Origin of the sequence: Nonomuraea sp. NPDC050404, from assembly GCF_040655495.1 — a bacterium.
Taxonomy (GTDB): Bacteria; Actinomycetota; Actinomycetes; order Streptosporangiales; family Streptosporangiaceae; genus Nonomuraea.
Map to the genome: position 1 here is coordinate 179,119 of NZ_JBFAKB010000011.1, position 17,904 is coordinate 197,022.

General features: G+C 67.4%; 19 protein-coding genes. 2 read left to right on the forward strand and 17 right to left on the reverse strand.

The features are described from left to right. Positions 1-9: 9 nt before the first annotated feature. The 15 genes from AB0I81_RS29950 to AB0I81_RS30020 form a co-directional block, all read right to left on the reverse strand. Entirely contained in the window at positions 10-303 is a 294-nt protein-coding gene (locus AB0I81_RS29950; protein WP_360663184.1) for a hypothetical protein, read from the reverse strand. 11 nt (positions 304-314) lie between these two features. After that, complete coding sequence (locus tag AB0I81_RS29955) at positions 315-2,522, reverse strand: hypothetical protein (RefSeq protein WP_360663186.1); 2,208 nt, start codon at positions 2,520-2,522, stop codon at positions 315-317. 35 nt (positions 2,523-2,557) lie between these two features. Next, positions 2,558-3,103 (reverse strand): hypothetical protein, encoded by a 546-nt coding sequence (locus tag AB0I81_RS29960; protein ID WP_360663188.1) that lies wholly within the window; start codon positions 3,101-3,103, stop codon positions 2,558-2,560. Positions 3,104-3,291: 188 nt separating this feature from the next. Further along, positions 3,292-4,587 (reverse strand): terminase family protein, encoded by a 1,296-nt coding sequence (locus AB0I81_RS29965; RefSeq protein ID WP_360663190.1) that lies wholly within the window; start codon positions 4,585-4,587, stop codon positions 3,292-3,294. Further along, entirely contained in the window at positions 4,584-5,063 is a 480-nt protein-coding gene (locus tag AB0I81_RS29970) for a hypothetical protein (RefSeq protein WP_360663192.1), read from the reverse strand. Before AB0I81_RS29970 ends, AB0I81_RS29965 begins: the two co-directional genes overlap by 4 nt. A 50-nt stretch (positions 5,064-5,113) precedes the next feature. Continuing rightward, positions 5,114-5,506 carry a hypothetical protein gene (locus tag AB0I81_RS29975; protein ID WP_360663194.1) on the reverse strand — a complete coding sequence of 131 codons (393 nt, stop codon included), beginning with the start codon at positions 5,504-5,506 and terminating at the stop codon, positions 5,114-5,116. Positions 5,507-5,521: 15 nt separating this feature from the next. Further along, entirely contained in the window at positions 5,522-6,271 is a 750-nt protein-coding gene (locus AB0I81_RS29980) for a methyltransferase (protein ID WP_360663196.1), read from the reverse strand. Further along, entirely contained in the window at positions 6,268-7,683 is a 1,416-nt protein-coding gene (locus tag AB0I81_RS29985) for an asparagine synthase-related protein (protein WP_360663198.1), read from the reverse strand. The genes AB0I81_RS29980 and AB0I81_RS29985 overlap by 4 nt, the downstream gene beginning before the upstream one ends. Next, positions 7,683-8,744 carry a DNA cytosine methyltransferase gene (locus tag AB0I81_RS29990; RefSeq protein WP_360663200.1) on the reverse strand — a complete coding sequence of 354 codons (1,062 nt, stop codon included), beginning with the start codon at positions 8,742-8,744 and terminating at the stop codon, positions 7,683-7,685. The genes AB0I81_RS29985 and AB0I81_RS29990 overlap by 1 nt, the downstream gene beginning before the upstream one ends. Before the next feature lie 642 nt (positions 8,745-9,386). Beyond that, positions 9,387-10,022: a hypothetical protein gene (locus AB0I81_RS29995; RefSeq protein WP_360663201.1), complete on the reverse strand. Its 636-nt coding sequence runs from the start codon at positions 10,020-10,022 to the stop codon at positions 9,387-9,389. 257 nt (positions 10,023-10,279) lie between these two features. Then, complete coding sequence (locus tag AB0I81_RS30000; protein ID WP_360663202.1) at positions 10,280-11,302, reverse strand: pentapeptide repeat-containing protein; 1,023 nt, start codon at positions 11,300-11,302, stop codon at positions 10,280-10,282. Beyond that, on the reverse strand, positions 11,286-11,732 hold the full coding sequence (locus AB0I81_RS30005; RefSeq protein WP_360663204.1) for a hypothetical protein: 447 nt from the start codon (positions 11,730-11,732) through the stop codon (positions 11,286-11,288). The genes AB0I81_RS30000 and AB0I81_RS30005 overlap by 17 nt, the downstream gene beginning before the upstream one ends. A 124-nt stretch (positions 11,733-11,856) precedes the next feature. Next, a complete protein-coding gene (locus tag AB0I81_RS30010) occupies positions 11,857-12,903 on the reverse strand; it encodes a hypothetical protein (protein WP_360663206.1) in 1,047 nt (348 codons plus the stop codon). A 636-nt stretch (positions 12,904-13,539) separates the two neighbouring features. Next, positions 13,540-14,013, reverse strand: a complete 474-nt coding sequence (locus tag AB0I81_RS30015) for a hypothetical protein (RefSeq protein ID WP_360663208.1) — start codon at positions 14,011-14,013, stop codon at positions 13,540-13,542. 183 nt (positions 14,014-14,196) lie between these two features. Next, positions 14,197-15,210 carry a tyrosine-type recombinase/integrase gene (locus AB0I81_RS30020; RefSeq protein WP_360663210.1) on the reverse strand — a complete coding sequence of 338 codons (1,014 nt, stop codon included), beginning with the start codon at positions 15,208-15,210 and terminating at the stop codon, positions 14,197-14,199. Between the two features lie 429 nt (positions 15,211-15,639). On the opposite strand from AB0I81_RS30020, the gene AB0I81_RS30025 reads away from it, so the two are divergent. Next, complete coding sequence (locus tag AB0I81_RS30025; RefSeq protein ID WP_360663212.1) at positions 15,640-15,873, forward strand: hypothetical protein; 234 nt, start codon at positions 15,640-15,642, stop codon at positions 15,871-15,873. 149 nt (positions 15,874-16,022) lie between these two features. Here the strand turns inward: AB0I81_RS30025 and AB0I81_RS30030 are convergent, their stop codons facing one another. Then, positions 16,023-16,463, reverse strand: a complete 441-nt coding sequence (locus AB0I81_RS30030) for a hypothetical protein (protein WP_360663213.1) — start codon at positions 16,461-16,463, stop codon at positions 16,023-16,025. Positions 16,464-16,655: 192 nt separating this feature from the next. Between AB0I81_RS30030 and AB0I81_RS30035 the strand changes: the two genes are divergently transcribed. After that, positions 16,656-16,874, forward strand: a complete 219-nt coding sequence (locus AB0I81_RS30035) for a hypothetical protein (RefSeq protein ID WP_360663215.1) — start codon at positions 16,656-16,658, stop codon at positions 16,872-16,874. Positions 16,875-17,476: 602 nt separating this feature from the next. On the opposite strand, the gene AB0I81_RS30040 is transcribed toward AB0I81_RS30035, so the two are convergent. Beyond that, positions 17,477-17,896, reverse strand: a complete 420-nt coding sequence (locus tag AB0I81_RS30040; protein WP_360663217.1) for a hypothetical protein — start codon at positions 17,894-17,896, stop codon at positions 17,477-17,479. Positions 17,897-17,904: the final 8 nt, after the last annotated feature.

A 17,904-nucleotide genomic window follows, 5' to 3' on the forward strand; every position in this document is an offset into this window, starting at 1 on the left:
TCGCGTCGTTCATGTGATGGGGACCAGCCCGGAAGGAAGCACAGGCTGCTCGTCGACAGCGGTTACGCGGACCCACGCCAGATGGGTGCCCTCGGGCAGCGCCACCGCGTCCTCGCCAGGACCGACGAGGATGCGCGCATCCGCGCCATCCTGCGACGGAGGCTCCCACTCAGCCGGCCGCCAATCGGCGTCGATCGGCTTGGAGCCCGGGGCGGTGAAGGCCATCTCCACGGCTTCGCTGCCGGTCGCTCCCTCGACGTAGACGTACAAGTACTCCCTGGACAGGGAGGACATCGGTTCCACTGAGCACCTCCCTACGTGTGGGGTGAATCCGCCCGCCAAGCCCGACGCGGCTTCCCGACAGCCCAGCGGCGGCGCGGCGAATGAGCGGACCAGCCGCGACGGACGAGCCCGGCGCCGACGACGGCGCGCCCGATATCGAGCACTTCAGCGTGCTCGACGAGCACTGCGGCGTCGGTGGCGAACTTGGGTGCCTCAAGCGACGACGTGTCGGCCAAGGACGCGCTTTCGGAGGCCGCGATGACCGCGTCAACGACAGCGGATTCAATGAGCGTTGCGGTGTCAACCACGTCCAAGCCGGCCGAGACGAACTCGAAGAGTTGCCCAAAGTCGGTGGACTCCTTTACGACCGCCGCCACAGCCGACTCGGTCAGCGCGCCTGCGTCGGCCGCCGCCACCTGCGCCTCCACCGTGGCGACTTCGGTCAGCGCGGCCAAGTCGTTGGTGACGGGGCCGATCATCTTCGCGACGTCCACCGTCTCAGCCAGTGCGCCACCGTCAACGCTGGCGGGCTGTGCCTCCACCTGGGCGTTTTCGGCCAAGAGCGCCTGATCGGCGCTCCCCTGGCCGAGCTCCAACATCGTCGCTTCGGTCAGCGTGCCCGCATCGGCCGCCGCCGCCACCGCGTCCACTAGGGTGGCCTCGGCCAGCGTCCCAGCGTCGCTGGAGACCGGGCCGATCGTCTTGGCGACATCGACCAACTCGACCAACGTACCGGTGTCGGCGCTTGCGGCCTGCGCGCCCACCTGGCCGCCGTCAGTGAGCTGCGCCTGATCGACGCTGCTCCAGCCGAGTTGTAGCATCAACGCTTCGGCCAGCGTGCCGCTGTCAGCGGTACCCGAGCCAGCGTCGAGCGCCACGGCCTCGTGCAGCGTGGCCACATCCAAGGAGGTGGCGTCGGCCGTAACCGTGGCCGTCTCCGTCAGGGTTCCCGCGTCGTTGGCCGCGTGGGGTTCACCATCCGGGACAACGACCACCGTCGATGACTCGGCCACCGCTGCGGCGTCGGCCGCCGACTTGGTCACCTCCGGGGGCCCGGCGACGGCCGGGGCGATGGCCAGCGTGTAGCCGCTCCGCCAGATCACCTCGTCCACCGACGCGACGAAGTTCGCGGGGGCGGTCGCTGCGTTGGACCGCAGCTGACGAGCCGCCGCCGCCAGCACGGTGTAGACCCGCGACTGGGCGGCGTTGACCGGGGTGAGCCCGGCCGGCGCGGCGAAGGTCATGGCGGTGCCGAACGCATACGCGGCGACCAGCCGGAGTTCCAGATCGCCGTCCGACGTCGGGGTGATGCCTGGCGTCGTCACACTCAAGCCGGTGCCATCTGTCGAACGGAGGAGCTTCGGAGCCACCGTGAGGGACGCGCCCTTGACGGCGACGATCACGCAGAGACCCTCCGAGCCGCCCGTATGCTTGAACGTGTAGAGACCCGGCTCAGCGGATCCAGCGCGCTTCCACCACACCCGGACGGCCTGAATAACGTTAGACGGGCTGGTCGCGTCCAGAGCGTCCAGCGGCTCCCACGTCGTGCCGCCGATTGGGGTCGTCATGGTCGCTGTGGACGCGCGGTCCCCCGCCTGGATGGCGATCAGCACGTCGTTGAGGACCACACCAGCAGGCGCGTTGATCGTGTAGGTCGCCAACCCGGATACCGCCGTGGAGCTCGACCGGATCGACGGTGACACGGTGCCGCCCTGCGGCTCGTTCCTCCATCGCGCCTCGGTCAGGCGTCCGCTGTCGTTGGCGATCTTGGCGACCTCCGGCGCCTGGGTGGCGTTGGCTGTCTCGGTCAGCGCGCCGTTGTCGGTGGCGCTCTTAAGCTCCCCAGGAATGGTGAACTCGATCTGATCCACCCAGGCCGCGTCCGACCCGTTGTCGACGTCTTGGTCCTTGTCGTACCGGAAGGTGACCACGGACGCGCCAGTCACGGCGAGCGTGGCTGGGGTCCAAGCCACCTCGCCCGAGGCGACAAGCCTTTCCGCGCCGTCGACCAAGACGTAAAACTGGTCGTAATCCTCTTCCGACGACACCCGGTAGTAGAAGGTCAGGGACGTCGCCCCGGCCGGTACGGTGACCGTGGCTTCCGTCACACCAAACGCAGCGATGTCGGCGCTCTTGAGCGAATACGTTCCGAAAGCGGCGTAATCGTCGTCCCGCGCCCAGTCACCTCCGATGAGGAGGCTGAAGGTGTCGTCCTCAAAGTCCTCCAGGATCGTCGCCACGCGCTCCCCTCCCTGTCAGGCAGTCGCGTTGTGACTTAAACCAGGGACAGCTGGACCGTGAACACCCAGCTCGCGGCGGAGGTCTTGGCTCCGAGGCTCTCGACCTTGCGGTTGAGCAGCCGGCCACCCGTCACAGCGTTGAAGATCCCCCACTCGTTCCAGGTGAAGTTGGCCTCCGAGGTGGAAAACGTCGACCGGAATGTCAGGGTCGTGGCTCCGGCGCCAGTGCCGTCCGTGTGCTGCGGGTACGTCGCGTCCATCCCCTTGCGGAGCTTGTTCGCGCCCTGAAGGTCGATCTGCACGGCATCCGCCGCGGCGGTGCCGTCGCCGACGCCGACCCGGGCGTTGGCCGCGTCGAACGCTGCGACGGTGCTGCCGCCGATCAGGCGGTGCCACAGCGCAGCGACCCCGCCGTACATGAGCAGGTTGCCCTCACGCTCGATCGTCTCGAACGGCTTGGCGGCGGTGTCGTCGCCGTGAAACTTCTCCAGCTTCCAGTGGCATCGCCACTTGGCGGTGTCGTGGCGGCCCACGCCAGCAGCGAGGTGCCGACCTTCGGTCAGTTGCGCGTTGTCCTGCATCGGTGCCCTCCTGAACATGCAGAAGGGCCATCCGGTTGGATGGCCCTGACGTTGGTGGTTGGGGGTGCGGCCCCCGGCCCCGCGCCGCCCCTCAACGGCAGGGGTCGGTGGCCGCACCGGCTCGACGCAGTCCCGAGGTTGCGTCGAGCGGCCCACCGTGGAGACGGTGGGCGTCTGTGACGCGAGCGTTAGTGCTTGCGCCAGTAGTCGGGCACGGGCTCTATCAGTGGCGTCCAGACGGCCTGCGTGGTGTGCAGGATGTATCGGCTGGCGTCGATCGAGTGGTCGTCGACCTTCACGGGGGCGTCGTCTCCGCGCTCCGCCTTCTTGTCGTCCCAGCTGTAGGAGCCGACTTCGCCGAGCCAGCTGGCGCAGGAGCGGTGCACCCGCAGCAGGTCGCTGGCGATCAGGTTGGAGACGGTGCGGATGCCGTCGAGGACGGCGTTGTCGCCGAGTTGTGGCAGGAGCCCGTCGTGGTGGAGCTGGGTGACGAAGCTCGCGGCGCTGGGGTCAACGATGATCCAGTCCGGCCGGAGTCCCATGGTGCCGGGTCCGTACGTGTCTGGCACGTTGTCCAGCCATTCGGTGAGCTTCTTCGAGTACTCCGAGTCGGTGAGCTGTCGGCGTTCGAGGCGGGAGTCCCATCGCCACTCGCTGGCCAGGTAGATGCGCCGTTGGCCGTCCAGGTCGGGGGTGGACACCCCGGCGAGCAGGGCCGCGAACGGATTGACTGTGCCGTAGTCGATGCCCAGCCCGAGCCACCGTTCCATGAGCGGTAGTTGGTCAACGATGTGCCGGTCGGGGTCCCACATGTCGAAGATCGCGCCTTCGGCCATGCACCACTCCCCCAGCACGTACCTGCGGTACCAGAGTCCGGTGTACTCGGCCTTGAGATTGGCCACGTACACCGGGTCCAAGCTGGGGTTATCGTCCAGGGTGAAGTGCCACCAGCGTAGGTCCAGCTCGTGCGAGCGGAGCAGGAACCGCTTGCGCAACCAGTGGTTCGGAGCATCCGGGTTCGTCGTCCCAAAGATCATCGCGCCGGGGACGCTGCAGCGGGCGAGCAGTTGGTCCCAGAACGCCTCAGGGATCAGCGTCGCCTCGTCCACGTAAGCTCCGGCGCAGGTGAGACCCCGCAGGCGGGACTCTGAGCGGACGTCGTTCGCGGAGATGATCTCAACGCGGCGGCCGAGGATGTTCGCCGTGACCGCTCCGCGCGTGTAGAAGATCCGCCGCGACACTGGCCCCGTCAAGCTCGGGTCCATGAGCGGCTCGAACACGTTGCGCGCGATGGTGTCGTTGGTCTTGCCGACGACCACCAGGTGGCCGCCGCGTGGCGCCTGCGCCACGTAGATCAGGAACCGCAGCAGGCTCGCGATGGTCTTGCCCGACCGTACGCTGCCCGTCCATAGGTTGATCCGGGCCGTGGACTCCGCGATGCTGCGTTCCTGCATCGGGGACAGCGTGACGACCGCCAAGCTCACGGACGGTCCTCGCCAGCCTCGATGGCGTCGACGACCTCGACCGTCACCTCGTTCTGACCGTGCCGAGCCTGCAGGTTCGCGAACAGGTTGCCCAGCAGGCTGGCGATGTCGCTGTTCTCCGACCCGTTGCGGTTGATCAGGTCCAGGCCCAGCAGGGCGCATCGGCGGGCGATCAACTTCTCGGCCTGCTCGACGGCCTTCACGTCGCCGGACAGCGCCTTGGCCCAGACGGCAGCCATGAGTCGGTCCAGCCGATCGATCTCGATCTGCAGCAGGTGCTCGGACGCGATGTGCTCCGCCTTGGCGGCTTTCTGCATCGAGCGGGTGATGTCCTTGACGACAGCCGCCGAGCCGCCGGAGTAGCCGAGGTTCTCAGCGATGATCGTGGGGCTGATGCCTGCGATGCGCATCTGTACGGCCTTGGCGCGCCGTTCCGCGACGACGGCGGCCGACGCTCGCTTTCTGCTGGAAACCATGAGGGGAAACCTCCGTCCGAGGTGTGGGAGGAACGATCAGTGAGCGCGGGTCAGGTGTCGGTGCCGCGCCAGACGTGCAGCACGAGTTGGCCGCCCTTGACGATCGGCCCGAGCCGCATGTCCGGGCCAACGAGGTGTTCGGCGTCGTCGTCGACCAGGACGCCGGCGTCGGTCATTGCGCCGTCCACCGCGGCCTTCGCGCTGGGGTACCAGTTGCCGGGGTCGCGCCGCCTCCTGTCGGTTGGCCGGAGCTCGCCGACGACGTACACCCGCTCAAGCCGGGGCAGGCCGACCGCCAGGGATGCCTTATGGCCAGCGCGACGCAGCAGCTTCGTGAGTCTTCCCTTGGCCATCGGGTGCAGCCGCTGGTTGCTGTTCAGCAGTTCCATGCCGGGCGGAAGCTCGATCGTCCAGTCCGGGGGTGGGCGCTCGTCGAACCACATCGGACACCCCCTCGTTCACTGGGCTGAGGCGAAAGCGCCGATCACCGCCCATGAATGCCACCGGAACAGGACCTCTGGGGCGTGCCACCCGGCCGCGACTGTGGCGTCTGCGGTGGCCTGCTGCGGGTACGGCCGGAGCACGCCGCGCAGGGCCTTCGCCTTCGCCCGAATTGCGGAGTCGGAGATGCCGCGCGCGGCTTTGTAGTCGTGGGCCACGTCGGTGCCGATCTCCGCCCACCGCGAGTCGATGGCGCGGATCTTCTCCGCGACGATCAGCGCGCCGCTCTCCGCCGCGCGCTGCCGGGCGAGCCGCAGCGCCTTGACGCGCTCCTCACGTGACAGGAACTGCAGCGTGAACAGGCACAGCGTCAGGTCGGCGTTCTCGTGCACGAGCGGCCCGTCCTGGATCCGGGTCCGGTTCAGCAGGATGTCGAACTCGGTGTCCAGCTTGACGGCGAGTTCCCGCAGCTCGGCGTCGGCCTGTTCGAGCATCGCGGGCTGTTCGTCGTACAGCACGAACTGGATGCCTCGGTCAGGGTGCCGCTCTATGATGCGCCGCGCTGACGCGCCGGTCGACGCGCCGAGGTCCGCGACCAGGCCGCCGGCCGGGACGAGCCAGTCGGTCGTCTCGGCCACGAGGTCCTGGATCACGTCGTAGTGCGGCACGCTGGCGCGTACGTGGTCGTCGAACACGTCCACGACGTCGGGCGTGAACTGCCAGCCGCCGGTGTCGAACTGCTCGGCGATGTCGGTGTCTTCGCTCATGCTCTGCTGTTCCTGACGAGGCGTTGGTACTCGGCCCGGTAGAAGCGGCCCGGGTTCGGCAGCACGTTCGTGATCGCGGTCTTCAGCCCAAGGCCGTCCTGGAACGCGACCTTCGGCCGCCGCACCACAGCGTCGGGCAGTAGCCCGGCGTACGCCCGCTGCAGCACCACCTTGGGGCGGGCCTTGCCGTCCGCCACGGCGTGCTGCTGCAGCGACAGCGCCAGGTCGACCATGTCCGGGTCGCAGAACGGCAGGCGCCCCTCGACGCCGTACGCCATGAACGTCTTGTTGACGCGAGGGAAGTTCTTCCTGCTCTGGGCTGCCATCAGGTCACGCCGATAGATGTGCCAGTCGGTCTTCTGCAGGGCGTGGTAGGCGAACCCATAGCTGGCCCACAGCTCGTCGCTACCTTCTCCCGAGTAGGTGACCTTGAAGCCGTCCGCGCGGATCCGCTCGGCGAGCTGCAGACACGCCCAACCGATCTCCACCTGCGCCTTGTGCGGCATCTCGATCACGGACACCACGCGGGCCAGGTCGTCGGCGGTCGGCGCCGGGATATCGACCTCTACCAGCGTGATCCCGAGATGTTGGGCGGTCTCTCGCGCGCACCGCAGGTCCCTCGATCGGGGGTCCATGCGGGCGGTGTAGGCGACCAGGTCGGGCACGTGCTGCGCCAGCTCGTACGTGATGGCGGCCGAGTCGATCCCGCCTGATAGCAGCGCACACACTGGCACGTCGGCGATGAGCCGCCGCTGCACCGCGCGCGCGAGCGTGTCCTTCAAGCGGGTCGACGCCTGTGGCAGGGTGTAGCCCGCCGGCGCGCACCGCTGAGTGTGGAACCGTGACCAGGAGGCGCGGCCGCCGTGGATCGTCCCCCACTGACCTGCGGGGACGTCCGCGATCAGATGCGACGCCATGGGGCGGCCCACTGCGGCGAATGCCTTCAGCTCCGACGCGGCCATGACTGGCTGCGCCAAGTGCAGATGAAGGGGGATCTCGCCGTGCCGGTCGCGGGCGACATGAAGCACGCCCGGCCGCCGGTCATCGGCCCACGCCACGGCGAACATGCCGTTGATGCGGGGCAGCGCCCGGTCGGGGCCGAGCACCGCGAGCGCGGCGGCCAGGACCTCCGTATCACCGGTCGTCGCCCACGCCCGGCCCGGGTCGCGTTCCTCCACGGCCTGGCGCAGCTCGGCGGCGTTGTAGATCTCGCCGTTATACGCGATCGTGACCGGCCCGGATCGGAACGGCTGGTCCGAGCGGGCATCGAGGTCCTGGATCGCGAGCCGGGTGTGGCCGAGGTGTACGCCGGCCGCCGTGACCGTGCGGGAGGCGTCGGGCCCGCGGTGCGTGAGCGCGGCCACGGCCCTGCCGATGTTCAACTTGTCGAGGCCAGCGACGACGCCGCACATCAGATCTTCCCCGAGTTGCGCAGCGGGACGAGCAGTTCGTCGCGGACGGTCTCGGCGATCTGCGCCATCATCACGGGCGGCACCGCGCGGCCGATGCGTTCCCACCGGCGGTAGTAGTTGCCGGTGAGCTCGAAGTCGTCCGGGAAGCCGCCCAGGCGTCGCAGCTCGGCCAGGGTCGGGTATCGCGGGTGGTCGGGGTGGGTGATCGCGGCGGTGCCCGCCGTGCCTGCTCTGGCCACGATGGTTGGGCACGGCTGATCCCATGCCAGCCGCTTGAGGCTGGTGCGCTGCTTGTGGCCTTCGCCTGGGCGAAGATCGTGCCACAGTGGTTCGACGGAGTAGCCGCGCAGGGTGAGGTGCTGGCCCGTCTCCGGGTCGGTCTGCAGGTCGTCGAACGCGCCGGGCAGGTCGCTGATGGCGTCGCGCACTGTGTACCGGTACGGCAGCGGCTTCGGGTGGACGGGCTGCATGCCGAGGTCGTCGCGGACGCCAACGAAGATGAGCCGCTGACGGCGCTGCGGTACGCCGAGCCACTGTGCGTCGAGCAGTTTCGCGCTGACACGATAACCAGGCTTGCGCAGCGCGGCCAAGATCTCCTTGAAGTAGCCCTTCGCGGTGCCCTGCACCAGGCCCGACACGTTCTCGGCGACGAAGGTCTTCGGCTGCAGGTCGCCCAGGAGCCGCGTGAACTCGAAGAACAGGTCATCAACGCGCTGCCGTGTGTCCGAGTACGTCTTGACGACGCCCCACCCTGCCTCCCGCTTGCCGCTGGTGGAGAATGCCGCGCACGGCGGGGAGCCGTCCATGAGGTCGATTTCCCCCGCCTTGAGGCCCGTCCGGTCGAGGATGTCCTTCGCGGTGACCTGGCGAATGTCGCGGGTGTCCAGGTAGGTGTGCTCGCTGGCGTTGGCGCGGTAGGTGTCGGCGGCCGCGGGCACAAACTCCGATGCCCACAGCATGCGGAGGCCAGCGATGCGGTAACCGAGCGACGAACCACCAGCACCGCTGAAGCAACTGATCGCAGTGAATCCGTTCCAAGGCAGCGCCGCGATTTCAGTCATCGACGGAACCCGATACGAGGGCTTTACCGCCACTTCCACATTAACTCCGAGAATGTTCAGACTATGATAAGAGAGTGATCGAAGTTGACTGCCAGCGTTGCGGTGTGCACTTTGCTGCACTGCGAAGGACACGGAAGTGGTGCGACTCTTGCCAGACTCGCCAGAAGGACACCGCTCCGCGACAGCTCACCTGTAAGTGGTGCGGCAAGCCATTCAGTGCGGAGCGTGACCTCGTCGGTCGCGGACAGCGTTATTGCCAACCCGAGTGCTCGACTGCTGCTGCTCGCAAGTCCCGAACAGAAAGCCGAAAGCGCCGCGCTCGCGGGGAGCCGAAACGTTACGAAGGACGCCCCGCGACGCTCACGCCGGAGGAAGCCAGCAAGCGCAAACGGGAAGGCGTTGTTGGCCGGTGGTTCCGCAACCACCCGCACCGAAAGCGGGAGTGTGAAGCGTGCGGTGAGTCGCGCGTGGTCGAGTTAGCCCACAAGACGCCCCGTAACGGCGCCTGGCGGTCGCTTGCCAACACCGGGCCAGATGACGTTTGGGTGCTGTGCCCGACATGCCACAAAGTGCTCGACTACGGCATCCAGACAGCCGAGGAACTTGGCCTCACGCTGTAGTCAAGTGCGAGTGGCGGGTCTGCTATTTGGGCTTACCACTCCAGCAGTAAGCGCAGCGTGGGCACTGGTAGTCGGTGGGGATGTCGTCGTCGAACTCCTGAAAGTCCTGCGGCGACGGGCCATCAGCGTCGTCGTCGCTGCCGCCGCCGAAGTCGTACCGCTCGTCGTCGTGCACGCCCACCGTGATGGTCGCGTCCACTGCGAGGACTTCCTCAAGGTCGGCTAGCTCGTCGGGGCTGTAGCCGGTGGCCGCGAGCAGGTCCGCGTCTGCCTTTTGGATGTCGAGCAGGGATCGGGTCAGGATGTCCTGGTCCCAGCCGCCCTTTTCGTTGGTGCGGTTGTGCGCGATCATGTACGCCTCCGCGTCGGCGTCGGATCGTGACCGCCAGCCGCGCACGATCGCGACCTGCCAGGTGCCGTCCTCGGTCAACTGCACGCCTTCCGGAGGGCTTGCGCCCTCGGCGTGCATCTGGGTCAGAACCTCCTTGCGACCGTGACCGGCGACGAGCCGACCGGTGCGCTCGTCGACCTCCCCGGCGACGACGGCTCCGAACGTCTCGATTGACCGGCGGATCGACGACAGGTCGTGGTCCTTGGCATTCCTGCTCGCGGACGGGATGTCCGGGAGAGGCATGTACTTGATGTAGCGCTGCGTCACGTCGTCTTGTCCTCGGGGTTGGGGGCGTTCTCCACTGTCAGGTGACATGCAATCTGGCCGCGTGCCAACCGAAGCGGCCAGAGGGTTGGCCGGTGACAGGGAAAGTGGCCAAGGCGGTGGTCGGTAACACTCGAACTTCCGAAGCTGCGGCGAGCCACCACCGCCGCACGTAGCTCCATGAAGCGCCGCTGCGCTGGTCGTTGGATTTCCGGACAATTCCGTTTGCAAGAGGTCCGGAGTCTGTCGATTAGGCCCGATCACGCCAGGAGCGAGGCCTCTTGAATGACGTCCCCATCACGCACCCGCCACCGGTCGTTCGGCAACCGATCCGAAGCCCGCCGCATCCGCCCCGCCCACCCGGCGGTCGGCCAGCGCGTCCCCTCGCCCCACATCATCCCACCAAGGCGCGCGTCGGTCAGGGTCGCATCGGTCAGGTCCGCATCGGTCAGGTCCGCATCGGTCAGGGTCGCATCGGTCAGGTCCGCATCGGTCAGGTCCGCATCGGTCAGGTCCGCATCGATCAGGATCGCGCCGCTCAGGTTCGCGCGGGTCAGGGTCGCCCGGGTCAGGTCCGCGCCGAGCAGGTCCGCGCCGAGCAGGTTCGCGCCGAGCAGGTTCGCGCGGGTCAGGTCCGCGCCCCTCAGGTTCGCGCCTCTCAGGATCGCGCCTCTCAGGATCGTGCCGAACAGGTCCGCTCCGAACAGGTCCGCTCCGAACAGGTCCGCTCCGAACAGGTTCGCACGGGTCAGGATCGCGCCGAACAGGTTCGCACGGGTCAGGATCGCGACGCTCAGGGTCGCGCCGCTCAGGTTCGCGCGGTTAAGGTTCGCGCGGGTCAGGTTCGCACTGAACAGATTCGCTCCGAACAGATTCGCTCCGAACAGGTTCGCACCGCTCAGGTTTGCACCTCTCAGCCACGCGCTGTGCAGGTTCGCGCCGTTCAGGTTCGCGTGGCTCAGCCACGCGCCGGTCAAATTCGCGCCGGTCAAATTCGCGCGGGTCAGGGTCGCATCGCCCAGGTCCGCGCCGGTCAGATCCGCGCCGGTCAGATCCGCGCCGGTCAGGTCCGCGTCGCTCAGGTCCGCGCGGGGTTCGATGCGTCGTACAGCCGGTCGGGGAGGAAAGGCCACTGCCATCCTGTCGGGGGCGGCGGCCGGTCGCGCCCCGGCAGCGATGAGCACCTGAGCCCAGAAGGGAGACGCGGTCAGCCGCAGCCACGGGCGGCGCGGCCGGGTGGCGCGGGCCAGGCGGCCGAGCAGACTGTCAGGAGGCGTCGGCACGATCCCCACCCCCACCCCCGCCCGCCTCGACCGGCGCGGCCACAGGCCCGGCCTGTAGGCTCGGTAGACCGGTTGATGCTGCGTCCTCCGGCTTGCGCACCGTCACCTCGACGCCCGCCAGGAGGCCGCGCACGCTGGCCTCGGCGCCCACGCCGAGCAGGAAGGCCGGCCACGGGCCGCTCATCTGACCGTGCGCGGCGGCCGCCACAATCGCGCCGAGCCCCAGCGATCCTCCAAGCACCGCCAGACGGGCCCAGAACCGCTCGCGGGCCTCGTCCTTCGAGACGCCGTTCTTGCCGCGCCAGGGCCAGCGGTAGCCCGCGGCCTTGATGGCGGCCGTCAGCGACACGAGCGCCACAGCCGCGCCACCGGCCATACCCCACAGCGCAGCCTCGATCACTCCGAGTGCTTCGAGTGCGTCGGCCGTCATGCTCTGACCGTAGACCGCCGGGCCCCCGCTTCGCACCGGTTCACTGCAGGTTGTTACTTTGTGCGAGGTTATTTCCCACAAGCCACCGACCGCCGGGGTAGAGGGCCACCGGAGATGATGGCCGTCACTGCTCTGTCTCCGGCTGGTAGTTGTACTCGGCGCGTCGTGCGCAGAGCTGCTGCGCGGCGAGCGTGCAGGCGAGGGCGTCCCATGAGCGGGAGTCGACAGCCTGGTCGGGCACCTCCACGGACGCCGCCACGATGCCGCCCTTGGACGGGCGGGTGACGATCGGCGTGGCCGACTCCCACTCGACCGACCAGTGGTACTTCGCGGCCCACTCGGCGCGGGGGCGGCCGAGCCGAGCCCGCTTCAGGGTGAGCTGCACCTGGTGGCTGTCGCCCTCAGGCATCCGGATCCAGCCCATGACCGGGCCGTCCACAGTGCGGTAGCTGTACCGCTTCGGGCCGAGCAGCTTCTCCGCCAGGTCGAGGTTGACGCTGCCGTGCATCCACCACGGATCGGCCGAAGACCACTCGCCTTCGCGGGACCACAGCTTCGTACGGATCCCCCAGCTGTCGACCGACAGCCCGATCAGCCGCGACGCGTAGCCCTTGCTGTTGAGGCGGCGCTGGAGCCAGGTGCCGAACGCCTCGGTGTGGAGGTAGAGGGCGCCGATCGGGTTGAGGCGGATGTGCGCGGCTAGCGTGTTCTCTGCGCCAGCGCAGCCGATTTCCACTTCGGCGGAGAAGCCGCCGAAGGTGCGGCCCAGGATCAGTTGCCCGCCGATGCTGCCGGTCGGGTGCTTAGGCCACGGGCCGGGCAGCCGGAGGCCGGCGCGGACGCGGTTCATGGCTGTCCGGATCTCCTCGGTGGTGAGGACATGGCGCTCCGGCGTTTCGTACAGGCCGTCGTAGCGGTCGCCGATGGGCCACTCTTCGGGGTCGAGGTCGCCCTGCGGGTCGGGGCGAACGCCGCACCGGTCGCAGGTGACCCAGCGGCGCGCGGGCAGGCCGCAGTCGTGGGGGCTGTACCCGTCGATGACCGGCTTGTGCCCGAAGAGGCGGCACCACAGCGTGAGGCGGGGTGCGTCGTGGAGCCACATGCTGCGGTCGACCAGGCGGCCACGCTGGCGGCCTTCCTGCTCTGCGTTGTCGCGGGTGTGCCAGTACATGAGGGGACCTCCGGCAGAGGTTGGGGACCCGGCCCCGGCTCGTTTTCCGCGCCTCCCCCGAGCGACGCAGGGCCGCAACCGGGGCCGGGTGGACATGGGAAAGGCCCCGTCCCATCTGCGGGGGCGGGGCCTTCCAGCTTGTGCGCGCGTCTCAGAGCGCGTCAGACAAGATCAGTTCTCAGGGGGATCGGAGACCATGCGGGGAGTCGTGATCGTTCGACACGCGCAGACTCAGAGATGCGTACGTGCAAACACGCAAGCACTTTGGCAAGCGTGTTCCACTCTGGCGCAGAGCATATGCACTGTTGTCAAGTCACCGCAACCCCCGACGTACTAGAAACCCGGCGTTAGACGAGCACCGGGGCGTCCTCCGAGACGCCCTCGACTCACACCCGCCACCGCCCGTCCAGCAGCCGGTCCGACACCCCCGCATCCGCTCCGCCCGACGCGGGCCAGCGCGTCTCTTCGCTCCATCCCACGTGGTCCAGGTGCGTCGGTCAGGCTCGCGCGGGTCAGGTCTACGCCGACCAGGCTGATTTGACGCTGCCGCTTTTGATATCGTCGGCCGTATTTGGGAGTGAATCGCTGCGGCCGATATCCTCACAACAGAGGACCGTCATTGGCGCAACTTCCAGGCTAGAAATCTCTTGTTCGCGCCTGGCAGCGAAAATCAGGTAGTCCCGGGCGATCGAAGTCGAACCGGGCGGTGATGTAGATCCGGTGTCGCCGCTCCACGCGCACGATCTTCGAAAGGCCGCCCGGCCCTTTACGGACGTTATCCTTCGAGTTCCAGACAATGATGGGTCTATCAAGACTGTGCGGGCGATTGTGCATCACTCTTATTTCAATATTGCTCTTCTTCCCGAGACGGCTACCACCGCTACTTACGTACCAGTTGAATCGGTTGATAAAATCCTGTGTGCGAAGGATTTGGTAATATGCCTTGATGCTTCCCCGATAACCCTGGACTTGACATTCACCGGACACGCTTGCCCAGGGCGCAGCTGCACTGGTACCGTCTTCGACGGTCTTCGCCACCGCTGCCCCTGCGGTGCCAACCATGGTGCCGGTCATAAGTAATGCGGCCATGGCCACCGAAATTGCTCTCATTTATCCTCTCCGTTCTCTGTTGTGAAACCGTTTGGACCTCCACTCTGTCATCGCCAGAGCAATTGTCAAGGAAGTCTCGACCTTGGCCGCAAGTCCATGCTGCACGCCAGAAACCTGGTGGCACTGTTCAAGTCTGGATGGCTGAGTGGGCCGCCCGCCGCAGCCATGGGAGTCGGCCCCACTTCACATGCCGATGCCCGCCGTGGCGTTGTCTGCCCACTGGTCCACGATCCGCAGGTACTCGTGCAGCGCGGTGCCGTTCGGCGACCATCCGCCCTGCACGGCGATTGTCTTGGTGTCGTGCCCGGCCTCCCGCGCCGCCGTGGCGAGGCCGGCGCGCATGCTGTGCCCGGTGATGCCGATCAAGCCCACAGCCTCGGCCGCCGCCGTGACCGCGATCCCGATGCCTTGCGCGGCGATCGGGCCCAGCATCGCGCGTCCGTTGAACCGCCGGAACGCGGGCCCATCCGGGTCGAGGTCCGCGACCGACGCCCACGCTTGCCAGGCACGCTGCGGGCACGTCCACTCGTTCTCACCGCGCTTGATCGCGGGCGAGCGGGCGCCGGTCTTGCCGTACCGGGCGAACACCTGCAGCCCCTTGTCTGTCACCACCACGTCGCGGGCGCGGAGGTTCGCCAACTCGCTCCTGCGCGCCGCCATGCCGAACCCGACCGTGAGAATCGCCCGATCCCGCTTGCCTTTCAGTGTGTCCGGCAGCGCCTTCGATATCGTACGAAGCTGCGGGATCGTCAGCGGCGGGGCCTGGCCACGGCCGCGCTGCTCCCCCGCTTCGGCCAGCATGCGGGCCAGCGCGTCAACCGCCTTCTTCGCTTTCTTCGGCCCGTTCGGATGCACCGCGACGCCGCGTTCCCTCAGGGACACCGCCGCGCCGTACAGGTTCCGCTGGATCGTCGACGGGGCCTTGCCCTCCTTGCCGAGCCAGATCACGAACCCCAAGAAGGCGCCCGGCGTGCCGGCCTCCAGCGGGATGCCCACCGCGGCGACGTACCGTTCCCACACCCGCCAGTCGGAGGCGTAGGAGCGCAGCGTGTTCTCCGCGCGGGGCTCGAACTCCTCGGCCGCCTGGTCGAGCTCGGCGAGCCGGGCCCACTGCTCCGCCTCATCAGCGGGAATCACCTCGCTGCCGCCGTGACGCTCCAACTCGGCTCCAGGGTCGAAGATGCCAGACGTCGTCATATAGACAGCTCTTTCGCTTGCGTGTTGTCGGGTTGGTTGACGTCGGGCGTTGGGTGCACCTGACGCGCTGGAGGGGCTCGTGATCAAGCGCTCTCATGATCGATTATAACTCACGATAAGAAGGATTATCGTGAGTTATAGCAAGATCATTCAGCTACGTTCCGGGCCCCGCTGTCTCGGCTCAGCCGATCTGATGCCGCCTGTCAGGTGACATCGCATCTGGTCGAGTGCCAACCAAAGTGGCCAGAGAGTTGGCCGGCGTCAACAGGAGTGGCCAGAGATGACCCAGCGACAGGGGAGGTGACCGCGCGTGGCGGCCTCTCGCCGAGCCATGCATACTCTCTGTAGCTGCTAAGCTACTTTACGTGATGGTGGAGGAGAGGGAGTCTGCACATGAAGGGTCCGTGCTCTCCCAACAGGAGGAACTACATGCGCATCCCCGCCCGAATGGCCGGCGCCCTGCTGGCCGCCGCTGCCGCCATGGTCACGCTCGCGCCCGCCGCCTCGGCTGAGATCGTCACCGAAGCGCAATGTCACGCCATGGGTGGCCGTGTGGAGTCCACCCAGGTGGGTTACCCGTACGGAGGACGCACTGCCATATTCGTGATACGCAAGTGCGTCGGCACCAGCTACCCCCGCGAACTGACCATCCCCAACAACTAGCCTCGGCACGCCCCCGAGTGGGGCCAGACGGCTCAGGGAAATAGGCGAAACGACCCCCGCCAGCGCCCGCGCGCTGGCGGAGGTTCGCTACTTGCGCGGGCCGGACCCCCTACAGGTGGGCGCGTCGCGTCTGCATCACTTCGAGCGAGTCAGGACACACGCTTACCAAACGCGAGCACGTAGTAATCCCCGCCGATCCTCACGGGATAATCGGCGGCGAGGAGATCGGCCAACATCCTGCACCGTTCCTCGACCACCGAACGAACCACCGGCCGCTGTCCTGATCTATCCACCACTACGGCCGACCTCTCATCGGGCGCAAGCCGCGCGAGATGGAATCCAAGCTTCGCAGAAAGCTTCACCAGCTCGTCGACCTCAACATCGGTGGGGGCCTGCTCCAGTTCCTTCTCCACTTCCGCCCGCGCCTGTTCCGCCTCGGCGAGTTCAACTGCCACCCCCGCGGCCTCAAACCGCTTCGCCCGACTCATCGCCGCAGCCAGCGGACGGCGCAACACCACGACCGCCACGACCACAGCGACAGGCCAGTCGAGAGAACCCACGAGAGACGCCACAACCTGGAAACCCGACATGACAGAGAATCGCATGCAAACGACACAGCGTTACCAACACAAGGAGTTCACAGTCGAGACCTCAAGGCGCTGAGCTTGGCGATTACGAGCATGTCACCCTCCCGCTAGAGATCCCCCCCACCCCTTCCACTGACTACCCTATGCATGCAAAGCTCTACGCAGAGTTACCGTCGCATCAACGGGAGGCACCCCATGCACCTCATCGCCCGCGCCGCAATGATCGCGATCATCGCCACAGGAGGGATCGCTGCCATCACCACGACCCCCGCCGCCGCCGGGGAAGGCTGCACTATGTCCTACTCCAGGGTCTACCCGGGCCCCAACGGGGAAATCAAGGGCAGTGGCAAGTACGCCGAAGGCGACATGGACAGCGACGGCCGCACCTGCAAGAACGGCTGGTGGGTTAGCTAGCGCTAGCAGAATAAGGCGCTCCGATCTTGTAGCTTCCATGACGAAGACCGGAGCAACCCCTACGGCACCCCGTTCGGGCCAAGCGGCCAACGAGCGGGGTGCTTGTTACATAGGCGATCCCGACACCCGAAGATGTGGCCGACCCGAACCCCGCCAGTCGGTGTACTAGGCCATCCCCCGATTGCCGCCCCGCAGACGCGGCCCAGGCCGGCCACGCGAACGGCGACGCTCCAACTCCACCTCCAGCAACTCCCTGACGTTCACCAGACCCCCCGCCTCCCCCCGCCGGCGAGCCCTTGGCAACCCCGTAGACGCGTCTACCACCAGACACCGGAGCAGACCAGCGTTCACCCACCGGCCCACCGTCGCCCGATCCACACCAGCACGACCAGCCGCAACCTCAAACGACACCCACACACCCGCAAGCATGCACCACACCACAACAAAGACCGACCCATACCAGCGCGGACGCCGACATGGACCGCACCCCCCGGGGGGCCGGGGGGAGGGGGGTGGGTGGGGGTGCGCGTTGTCCCCGGACACGGGAAGGGCCCCACACACGTACATGTGTGGGGCCCAGAGACGCGCGACGCGCGGTTAAGCTACATGCCCATGAGGTCTCTGACCAGGCGCTCTTGAATCTCTCGAAGCGCGCGTTGGATGCCCGCTTCCTTCTCAGCGATGATGGCGCGGAGTCGCTTCACTTCCGCACGAGCCGCGACCTCGAACGGGGAGTCACCCGGGAAACCGGCGTCCGCGCGGGCCATGCTCACGGTCATGAGGTCATGTGCGGCGAGGTGTGCGGCCATGAGTGGCGCGGCGACGGCGTCGTTGCGCCAGAACGTGATGGCGTGCATCACTGCCGTGCAGTGGTCCGGGTGCATCTCCATGACGGTCCTGCGGGGCTCACCTTTGGTGGTGAGAGCGCAGGCCACCGGGATGGACAGTTCCCCCATGGCGGAGACGTACATCTCCGCCGCCTGGTCGATCAGGTCGTTTGTGGGGGTTGTGTCGTACAGCATGGTTCGCC

What these genes read in the sequence shown, in the direction of transcription:
- AB0I81_RS30040 (WP_360663217.1), bottom strand. Translation starts at nt 17,896, where the DNA reads ATGCTGTACGACACAACCCCCACAAACGACCTGATCGACCAGGCGGCG.
- AB0I81_RS29980 (WP_360663196.1), bottom strand. Translation starts at nt 6,271, where the DNA reads ATGAGCGAAGACACCGACATCGCCGAGCAGTTCGACACCGGCGGCTGG.
- AB0I81_RS30015 (WP_360663208.1), bottom strand. Translation starts at nt 14,013, where the DNA reads ATGAGAGCAATTTCGGTGGCCATGGCCGCATTACTTATGACCGGCACC.
- AB0I81_RS30025 (WP_360663212.1), top strand. Translation starts at nt 15,640, where the DNA reads ATGCGCATCCCCGCCCGAATGGCCGGCGCCCTGCTGGCCGCCGCTGCC.
- AB0I81_RS30030 (WP_360663213.1), bottom strand. Translation starts at nt 16,463, where the DNA reads ATGTCGGGTTTCCAGGTTGTGGCGTCTCTCGTGGGTTCTCTCGACTGG.
- AB0I81_RS29975 (WP_360663194.1), bottom strand. Translation starts at nt 5,506, where the DNA reads ATGTGGTTCGACGAGCGCCCACCCCCGGACTGGACGATCGAGCTTCCG.
- AB0I81_RS30005 (WP_360663204.1), bottom strand. Translation starts at nt 11,732, where the DNA reads ATGACGGCCGACGCACTCGAAGCACTCGGAGTGATCGAGGCTGCGCTG.
- AB0I81_RS30035 (WP_360663215.1), top strand. Translation starts at nt 16,656, where the DNA reads ATGCACCTCATCGCCCGCGCCGCAATGATCGCGATCATCGCCACAGGA.
- AB0I81_RS29985 (WP_360663198.1), bottom strand. Translation starts at nt 7,683, where the DNA reads ATGTGCGGCGTCGTCGCTGGCCTCGACAAGTTGAACATCGGCAGGGCC.
- AB0I81_RS29990 (WP_360663200.1), bottom strand. Translation starts at nt 8,744, where the DNA reads ATGACTGAAATCGCGGCGCTGCCTTGGAACGGATTCACTGCGATCAGT.
- AB0I81_RS29970 (WP_360663192.1), bottom strand. Translation starts at nt 5,063, where the DNA reads ATGGTTTCCAGCAGAAAGCGAGCGTCGGCCGCCGTCGTCGCGGAACGG.
- AB0I81_RS30010 (WP_360663206.1), bottom strand. Translation starts at nt 12,903, where the DNA reads ATGTACTGGCACACCCGCGACAACGCAGAGCAGGAAGGCCGCCAGCGT.
- AB0I81_RS30020 (WP_360663210.1), bottom strand. Translation starts at nt 15,210, where the DNA reads ATGACGACGTCTGGCATCTTCGACCCTGGAGCCGAGTTGGAGCGTCAC.
- AB0I81_RS29960 (WP_360663188.1), bottom strand. Translation starts at nt 3,103, where the DNA reads ATGCAGGACAACGCGCAACTGACCGAAGGTCGGCACCTCGCTGCTGGC.